This window comes from Nonomuraea longispora (genome assembly GCF_004348345.1).
GTDB lineage: Bacteria > Actinomycetota > Actinomycetes > Streptosporangiales > Streptosporangiaceae > Nonomuraea > Nonomuraea longispora.
Map to the genome: position 1 here is coordinate 24,495 of NZ_SMJZ01000091.1, position 7,433 is coordinate 31,927.

Annotated in this window: 9 protein-coding genes; 3 read left to right on the forward strand and 6 right to left on the reverse strand. The window is 70.6% G+C overall.

All coding sequences use genetic code 11. The annotated features are described in order from the left end of the window. Positions 1–225 precede the first annotated feature (225 nt). The 3 genes from E1267_RS23275 to E1267_RS23285 form a co-directional block, all read right to left on the reverse strand. Positions 226–612: an ArsR/SmtB family transcription factor gene (locus E1267_RS23275; RefSeq protein ID WP_132334883.1), complete on the reverse strand. Its 387-nt coding sequence runs from the start codon at positions 610–612 to the stop codon at positions 226–228. Between the two features lie 291 nt (positions 613–903). Next, positions 904–2,304, reverse strand: coding sequence for an FAD-dependent oxidoreductase (locus tag E1267_RS23280; RefSeq protein WP_132334885.1), 1,401 nt, complete (start codon positions 2,302–2,304; stop codon positions 904–906). Between the two features lie 180 nt (positions 2,305–2,484). Further along, entirely contained in the window at positions 2,485–3,564 is a 1,080-nt protein-coding gene (locus E1267_RS23285) for a flavin-containing monooxygenase (RefSeq protein ID WP_132334887.1), read from the reverse strand. 57 nt (positions 3,565–3,621) lie between these two features. On the opposite strand from E1267_RS23285, the gene E1267_RS23290 reads away from it, so the two are divergent. Then, on the forward strand, positions 3,622–4,011 hold the full coding sequence (locus E1267_RS23290; RefSeq protein ID WP_220449633.1) for an ArsR/SmtB family transcription factor: 390 nt from the start codon (positions 3,622–3,624) through the stop codon (positions 4,009–4,011). A gap of 289 nt (positions 4,012–4,300) precedes the next feature. On the opposite strand, the gene trxA is transcribed toward E1267_RS23290, so the two are convergent. Genes trxA through E1267_RS23305 form a run of 3 tightly spaced genes read right to left on the reverse strand, consistent with a single transcriptional unit; the run spans position 4,301 to position 5,717 of the window. Continuing rightward, on the reverse strand, positions 4,301–4,606 hold the full coding sequence (gene trxA, locus E1267_RS23295; protein ID WP_132639512.1) for a thioredoxin: 306 nt from the start codon (positions 4,604–4,606) through the stop codon (positions 4,301–4,303). 2 nt (positions 4,607–4,608) lie between these two features. Continuing rightward, a complete protein-coding gene (locus E1267_RS23300; protein ID WP_132334891.1) occupies positions 4,609–4,977 on the reverse strand; it encodes a MerR family transcriptional regulator in 369 nt (122 codons plus the stop codon). A gap of 41 nt (positions 4,978–5,018) precedes the next feature. Beyond that, a complete protein-coding gene (locus tag E1267_RS23305) occupies positions 5,019–5,717 on the reverse strand; it encodes a class I SAM-dependent methyltransferase (RefSeq protein WP_132334893.1) in 699 nt (232 codons plus the stop codon). Between the two features lie 134 nt (positions 5,718–5,851). Here E1267_RS23305 and E1267_RS23310 point away from each other — a divergent pair, with 134 nt between their 5' ends. Both E1267_RS23310 and E1267_RS23315 read left to right on the forward strand, forming a co-directional pair. After that, the gene (locus E1267_RS23310) at positions 5,852–6,661 is read left to right on the forward strand and encodes a sugar phosphate isomerase/epimerase family protein (RefSeq protein ID WP_132334895.1); all 810 of its coding nucleotides are present in this window, start codon (positions 5,852–5,854) and stop codon (positions 6,659–6,661) included. Further along, entirely contained in the window at positions 6,658–7,431 is a 774-nt protein-coding gene (locus tag E1267_RS23315) for a class I SAM-dependent methyltransferase (protein ID WP_246064176.1), read from the forward strand. Before E1267_RS23310 ends, E1267_RS23315 begins: the two co-directional genes overlap by 4 nt. The last annotated feature ends 2 nt before the right edge of the window (positions 7,432–7,433 follow it).

Genomic DNA, 7,433 nt, shown 5'->3' on the forward strand with positions numbered 1-7,433 from the left:
GAGGATATTCGACCCAACGGTCAGGACGCGCTTGCTACGTGCAGACGCTGCGAGGCGTCCTTGGCCTGCCGGTTGCCCCGCACGGTATCGACAAGGAAGTGGGCCGTTCCCGCGCCGCACCGCGCGCACGGTCACCGGGGCGCAGCACCGGCAGTTAGCGCGGCGTTCGTGGCCGGCCAGGTAGGTGACGACCCCGGCCGACGTCGACCGGCCGAGGAGCGACCGTCATGCGGGCAGCAGTTCCGGCCCGGTGCGTCCCTCCGCAGGCTGGGGAACGGACTCGGTGAGGGGAGCGAACAGGGCGCCGAGCTTGTTCACCGCCTCGGGGATGATGCGGTAGTAGACCCAGGTGCCGCGCCGCTCGCCGTCGATCAGCCCTGCCTTGCGCAGCACCTTGAGGTGGTGGGAGATGGTGGGCGCGGTCAGGTCGAAGGTGCCGGTCAGGTCGCACACGCACGCCTCGCCGCCGGCGTGGGAGCCGATCATGGACAGCAGGCGAAGCCGCACCGGGTCGGCGACCGCCTTGAGCATGACGGCGAGCTCGGCGGCGGTGTCCTCGTCCAGCGGTTCGCGGGCGATCGGGGCGCAGCACTGGCCGGTGGGGACGGTCATGACAACCCCTCCTGATTCGAACGCTGTCGAAATTATAGGCGGTGGTAGGCCACCAGCGCGAACGTGGCGATCGCGCAGGTTGCGGCCACCGCGCCATCACCTGCGGCCCGAGCGAGGGCGACCGCGCAAAGTGGAGCCAGCGCCTTGTCGACGACTGAGAAGACGGGCCGCCGGACCTGGAGCAGAAGGCGGCCCAGTTGCTCGGTTTCCAACCGGCCGTGGTCAAAGATGAGGCGCAGCGCCTCCTTCTGGGCGGCGGGTGGGGTATCCGTCGGACATTCTCGGTTCCCTTCAGCCGCAGCAGCCGCCGCCGGGCTCGGCCGAAGCGCCGACCGTGGCGAGCGGGAGCGGGGCGGACAGCAGGCCGCCGCTGATGCCGGTGCCCAGGCCGACACGCCGCTCCTGGGCTTCTGCGAGGTTGGAGGAGCACACGCCGGTCTCCGGCAGGTCGAGCTGCACGTCCCGGGCTGCCTCCCAGTCCCCGGCCAGAGCGGCGACCACGGAGCGGACCTGCTCGTAGCCGGTGGCCATGAGGAACGTGGGTGCCCGGCCGTAGCTCTTGACGCCGACCGCGTAGTAGCCGGGCTCCGGGTGCGCGAGCTCGTCCACGCCGTGGGCGGGGACGGTGCCGCAGGAGTGCTGGTTGGGGTCGATCAGCGGGGCCAGGGCGCGGGTGGATCCGAGCACCGGGTCGAGGTCGAGCCGGAGCTCGGTGGCGATGGCGTGGTCGGGGCGGTAGCCGGTCGCGCTGACGATGCGGTCCACGATGACGCTCTGCTCGTGTCCGGACGGGGCGCGGCTGACCACCTCGACGCCCTGTTCGGTGGCGTTGAGGCGGTGGGTGAAGAAGCCGGTCAGCAGGGTGATGCGGCCGAGTTCGACGTGGGCGCGGAGCCGCGTGCCCAGCGCTCCGCGGGCCGGGAGCGCGTCGGCGTCCCCGCCGCCGTAGGTGCGGCTCGCGCTGCCACCGCGGATCGCCCAGGTGATCGGCGTGTCCGGCAGCTCGGCCAGGGCCAGCAGGGTGGTGGCGGCCGAGTGCCCTGCCCCGACCACCAGCGTGTGCTTGCCCGCGTAGTGGTCACGGTCCGCGCCGAGCACGTCGGGCAGGGCGTGGTCGACGAACACCGCGCCCTCGCCATGCGCGGGCAGGCCGCTCGCCCCGAGCACGTTCGGGCTGGTGTAGGTGCCGGACGCGTCGACGATCGCCCGCGCCTGCAGCTCCTCGCCGCTCTCCAGGCGGACCAGGAACGGCACCTCGTCGCGGCCTGCCGTGCGCACGCGGTCGTAGCCGAGGCGGCTGATCGCGGTGACCTTCGCACCGAGGCGTGCCTTGTCGCCGAACAGCTTGGCCAGCGGGGCGAGGTAGTCATCGATGAGCTCGGCGCCGGTGGGCAGCCACTCGCCGTCCGGAGCGGTCCAGCCGTCGGCCTCCAGTAGGCGGCGGGCGGCGGCGTCGATGTTGTACTTCCACGGGCTGAACACGCGGACGTGTCCCCACTGCGCGACCGACGCGGCGACGTGGTCGCCGGCCTCCAGGAGCAGGAAGTCGATGCCGCGCTCGGCCAGATGAGCGCCGGCGGCCAGGCCGACCGGACCGGCGCCGATCACGACGACCGGCAGCACGCCGGTCTGTGCGGCGCCGGCGAACTGCTCGATCTCGATGGCGGTGGTGCCACAGCAACTGTCAGTCATGCTGCTCTCCATGGGGTGGGACGGGTTGGCGGTGCGACAGGCCGAAGGTACGGGCGCGCGGCGCAGACGGGCGAACAGAGCACGCATCCCGTACCTCCTGAATAGACATCCGTCTAATCAGAGTCAATCATGCGCTCTACTTAGAGGTTTGTCAAATTAGCCGCGCATCGAAGCATCAGGTCAGAGGCCGAGGTGGGAGGGGGCGTCCCCCACGTGTGCGGCCAACGGGCCGACGACGTAGGCGGCATCCCTGCTGACGCCGCGCAACGTGTTGGAGGCGAACGAGCGCTGGAACTCCAGCCCCAGATAGACCAGCCCGGGCAGCACGGTGGAGATGCCGCCCTGGTGCAAGGGCAGGCCGTCGGGGGTGAGGGCGCCGAGCGGACGCAGGTAACTCAGGCTCGGCAGGTAGCCGGTGGCCAGCAGGACGACGTCGACGCGCTCACGCTCACCGCCCGGCCAGACGACGGCGTCGCCGTCGAAGCCGGTGAGCATCTCCCGCCGCTGCAGCCGGCCGGATTCGATCGCGGCGCGGTAGTCGCCGGTGTCCATCGCCAGCGTCTGCTGCACGCTGTGGATCAGCCATTCGAGCGGCAGGTCGTCAAAACCGCTGCTGGTCAGCCAGTGGTGTACGTCGTGGCCCTCGCGCCGCTGCGGCAGGAACGCCAGCGGCCGACGCGAGGCGATGCTCACCTGCGCGACCTCGCCCAGCTCGTAGGCCACCTGGACGGCCGAGTTGCCGGCGCCCACCACCACGACGCGCAGCCCGGCCAAATCCTTGGGGTCGCGGTAGTCGGCCACGTGCCGCACCTGGCCGGTGAAACTCTCCTGGCCCGGCCAGGTGGGACGGACGGGACGGGAGAAGGAGCCGCTGGCGGCCACCACACCGCCGGCCCTCACCTCCTGGCCGTCGGCGGTACGCACGACGAACGCCCGGCCGTCTCGCTCCACCGCTTGCACCCGCGTGCCGGTGCGGATCTCCACGTCCAGGCCGGCGGCATAGCTGTGCAGGTAGCCGGCGACCTCGTCGCGGTGGGGGTAGTGGTCGGGATCGCCGGGGAAGTCCAGGCCGGGCATGGCGCTGTAGCGGGCCGGCGAGAACAGGGTGAGGCTGTTGTAGTACGCGGGCCAGGAGCCGGCCGGCCGGTCGCCGGCTTCCAGGACGAGCGGCGTCAGGCCGGCTTCGTGGACGGCACGGGCGGCGGCCAGGCCGGACTGGCCGGCTCCGACGATGACGACGGGATCAGGGGATCTGGTCATGGCCGGGACCATATATCCCTATTTTTAGATATGTCAAAGTAGAGATATGGTGGTGGAATGAGTTGGCAGGAGGTGGTGATGGCTCAGCAGACGGCATCCGGCGCCGAAGTCGCGACGGACAGCGCTCAGTGCTGCCCGGCCGATCCACAACGGGAGCCAGCCGTCGAGATCAGCCCGGCCGTGCACGCCTTCCTGAAGGCCCTGGCCAACCCGATCCGCCAGCGCATCATGCTGCTGTTCGCCCGCGGCGCCGAACTGTCGGTCAACCAGGTCGCCGAGCTGGCCCGGATCGGCCAGCCCCGCGCCTCCGAGCAACTCGCCGAGCTCAAACGCGGCGGCATCCTGACCTCCCGCAAGCAGGGCAAGGTCGTGCTGTATCGCGCCGACAAACAGCGCGTCGTCCAGGCGCTCGCCGACCTGCAGGAGTACATGCGCCACTGCTGCTGACCCCGATGCTGACGGCGAGCACCTCGCTCTCGTACGAGCTGGAGTCGAGATAGTGCGTCGGCGGATACAGTGATCTTGGCGCGGGAAGCGTCCGAGTCCACTCGGAACGTGCCTTCCGATCTGGGATGGACGGAGCCTTGGACAAGTCCGATTCTTTCAGCTCAAGGGCACTTAGTCGGCTTTCGTGGTCTCGTCGCGCCTTCGTGGGTCTCGTTGGTCGTCCGCGGGTCTCGTCGGGCCTCTGTGGGTCTCGTCGATCGTCCGGGGGTCACATCGGTCGTCCGTGGCCTCAAGTCAGGCCCAGCTCCGCGACCAGCATGCGCTTCGGCTTGGCTCCCACGATCTGCTTGACCGGCTCGCCGTTCTCGAACAACAGCATCGTCGGCACCGCCATCACGCCGTACCGAGCCATGATCTCGGGGTGCGCGTCGGTGTCGAGCTTGCCGATCGTCAGGCCGTGCTCGGCCTCGATCTGCTCGAGTACGGGGCCCACCATCCGGCACGGCCCGCACCACTCGGCCCAAAACTCCACCAGCACCGGCTTGTCGTTCCTGAGCACCTGCTCCTCGTAGTTGTCAGTGGTCAATGTGATCATCTTCATCCCCTTACGAAGCAACCCGGACAGGACTGCGCGAGCTGGGCGGCCACCTCGGCACGGCGGGCGAGCAGGGCGCGGATCTCCTCGTCGATCTCCTTGAGCTTGCGCTCGTAGACCTCGACCGACTCGGCGCACGCACCCCCCGAGCTGTGCCCACGGCGCAGGCAGTCGAGGAACGGCCGGGTGTCCTCCAGAGTGAAGCCCACGCTGAGCAGGGCCCTGATCTCGGAGACCAGCCTGACGTCCTCCTCGCTGTAGTGGCGGTAGCCGTTGGCCGCGCGGCGGGCGCTGAGCAGGCCGTGCTGCTCGTAGTAGCGGAGCGAGCGCGGGCTCACTCCTGTGCGTTCCGCCAGCTCTCCGATGCGCATACGACCACGGTAAACGTTGACACCGACGTCAAGGTCAAGCCCTAGAAGTGGCGCCAGCGAAGTACGTTCGGATAGGCGATCTCCAGGCCGGGAATCTCGGCGATGGCCTGCTCGGCCACGCCGGGCGCGAACTCGATGCGCAGCACCGCCTCCAGGTCCGCCCGCCGCTCGAAGGCCATCCTGAGGTCGAGCGGCCGACGCTGCCAGCCGTGCCTGTCCCAGAACGCCTCGACGTCGCGCGGCGAGTAGGTGGGTACGGTGTGCGAGAACCAGCGGCCGAACGACCCCCGCGTCGCGTCGAGGTCGAGCACGAAGGCCGCGCCGCCACGGCGTACGACCCTGGACAGCTCGCGCAGGCCGGGCTCGCAGCCGGGCCCGAAGAAGTACGCCCAGCGCGCCATCGCCACGTCGACGCTCGCGTCGGGCAGCGGCAGGTCCTGGGCGGTGGCGGCGTGCACGGTCACGTTGGGCAGGCCGGCGCAGCGGCGGCGGGCCAGGGCGGCCAGGTCCCCGTGCGGCTCGACGCCGATGACACGGGACGCGGAGGCGGCCAGGACCGGCAGGTGGTAGCCGGTGCCGCAGCCGATGTCGAGCACGGTCGCGGCGTCCCAGGGGCGCAGCTCCCGCATCGCCGCGTCGGCCGCGCCCTCGGGGTCGACGGCGCGGTTCTCGAGCTCGTAGATCTGCGGCGCGTTCCAGATGTTCGGGCTGGGGATCGCACCGTTCGCTATCCGTGCCATGGCCCCAACGCTAGGCGCTGCGCGGCCCGCGGCGTCCCCCTGGTTGCGCCTGCGTGACGGTTGTGGGCCGCTCGACACAGGCTCGTCACGTGGGCTCGCGCGCCAGATCGGCGTGACCCGCTTAGGCTGGCAACGTGGCTGATGTCATCCGCGTGCCCAATGCGAAGATCGCATTGTCCACTGCTTCGGTATATCCGGAACGCACTCCAGACGCGTTCGAGCTGGCCGCGCGCCTGGGCTATGACGGCGTCGAGGTCATGGTCGGCGCCGACCCCGTGAGCCAGGACATCGACGTGATCGAGCGGCTCTCCGCCCACTACGAGCTGCCCGTCCTGGCCATCCACGCCCCCTGCCTGCTGGTCACCCAGCGGGTGTGGGGCCGCGACCCCTGGGCGAAACTGGTCAAGGCGCAGAAGGCGGCCGAACGCCTGGGCGCCTCGACGGTCGTGGTCCATCCGCCGTTCCGCTGGCAGCGCGACTACGCGCGCGACTTCGAGAACGGCCTGGCGAGGATGCGCGACGAGACCGACGTCGTCTTCGCTGTGGAGAACATGTTCCCGCTGCGAGCCAGGGGCAACGACGTGGTCCCCTACTCCCCCGACTGGAATCCGATCGACTACGCCTTCCCTCAGGTCACGCTCGACCTGTCGCACACGGCCGTGTCGGGCTCCGACGCCATGGAGATGGCCGTCAAGCTCGGCGACCGGCTCGCCCACCTGCACCTGGCCGACGGCCTCGGGGTGACCAACAAGGACGAGCACCTGGTGCCGGGCCGGGGCAACCAGCCGTGCGCGCAGGTCCTGGAGCGTCTGGCGGGCAACGGCTACTCGGGCCTCGTCGTGCTCGAGATCAACACCCGCAGGGCGGCAAGCCGCACCGAGCGCATCGACGACCTCGCCGAGGCGCTGGCCTTCGCCCGCCTGCACCTGGCGGCGTCCACGTGAGCAACGGGCCGATCAAGGATCTGGGCAGGGTGTTCGACCGGGTGGCCGACGCGTACGACGCGGGCAGGCCCTGCTATCCCGACGAGCTCTACCGCGCGCTCACCGAGGTGTCCGGCGTCGACCTCGACGGCGCCACCGCGGTCGACGTGGGCGCCGGCACCGGCATCATGACGCGGGCGCTGAGGTCGCGCGGGACGCAGGTCATCGCGGTCGACCCGGGCGCCGAGATGCTGGCCAGGCTGGTGTCGCGGAGCCGTGAGGAGGAGGGCGTGCCCGTCACGGCCCTGCTGGCCGACGGCAACACCCTGCCGCTGGCCGACGGCGTCGCCGACCTGGTGATCTACGCGCAGTCGTGGCACTGGCTCGACCCGGTTGCCTCGATCGCCGAGGCGAGGCGGGTGCTGCGGCCGGAAGGCACGATCGCGGGCTGCTGGAACTTCGCGCACGCCGCGCAGGCGGAATGGCTGGCCGCGTACGAAGCCCGGCTGGCGGAGGAGGTGCCCTCCTACTGGGGGCCGGCGGTCGAGCGGTGGTCGGCGCCACCCATCGCCTCGGCCTTCGAGGTGGTCGAGGAGCGGTGGATCCCGTGGACCAGGCTGGTCGGCATCGAGGACTTCCTGCTCGGCCTGCGTTCCCATTCCTACATGGCGGCGTTGTCGCCGCGGCGGGCCGACGAGCTGGTGGAGCGGCAGCGGGCCGAGCTGCGCGAGGTCTTCCCCGAGGGCGTGCTGTCCGTGCCGATGCGGGTCTACCTGGCGGTGGGCCGGTGACG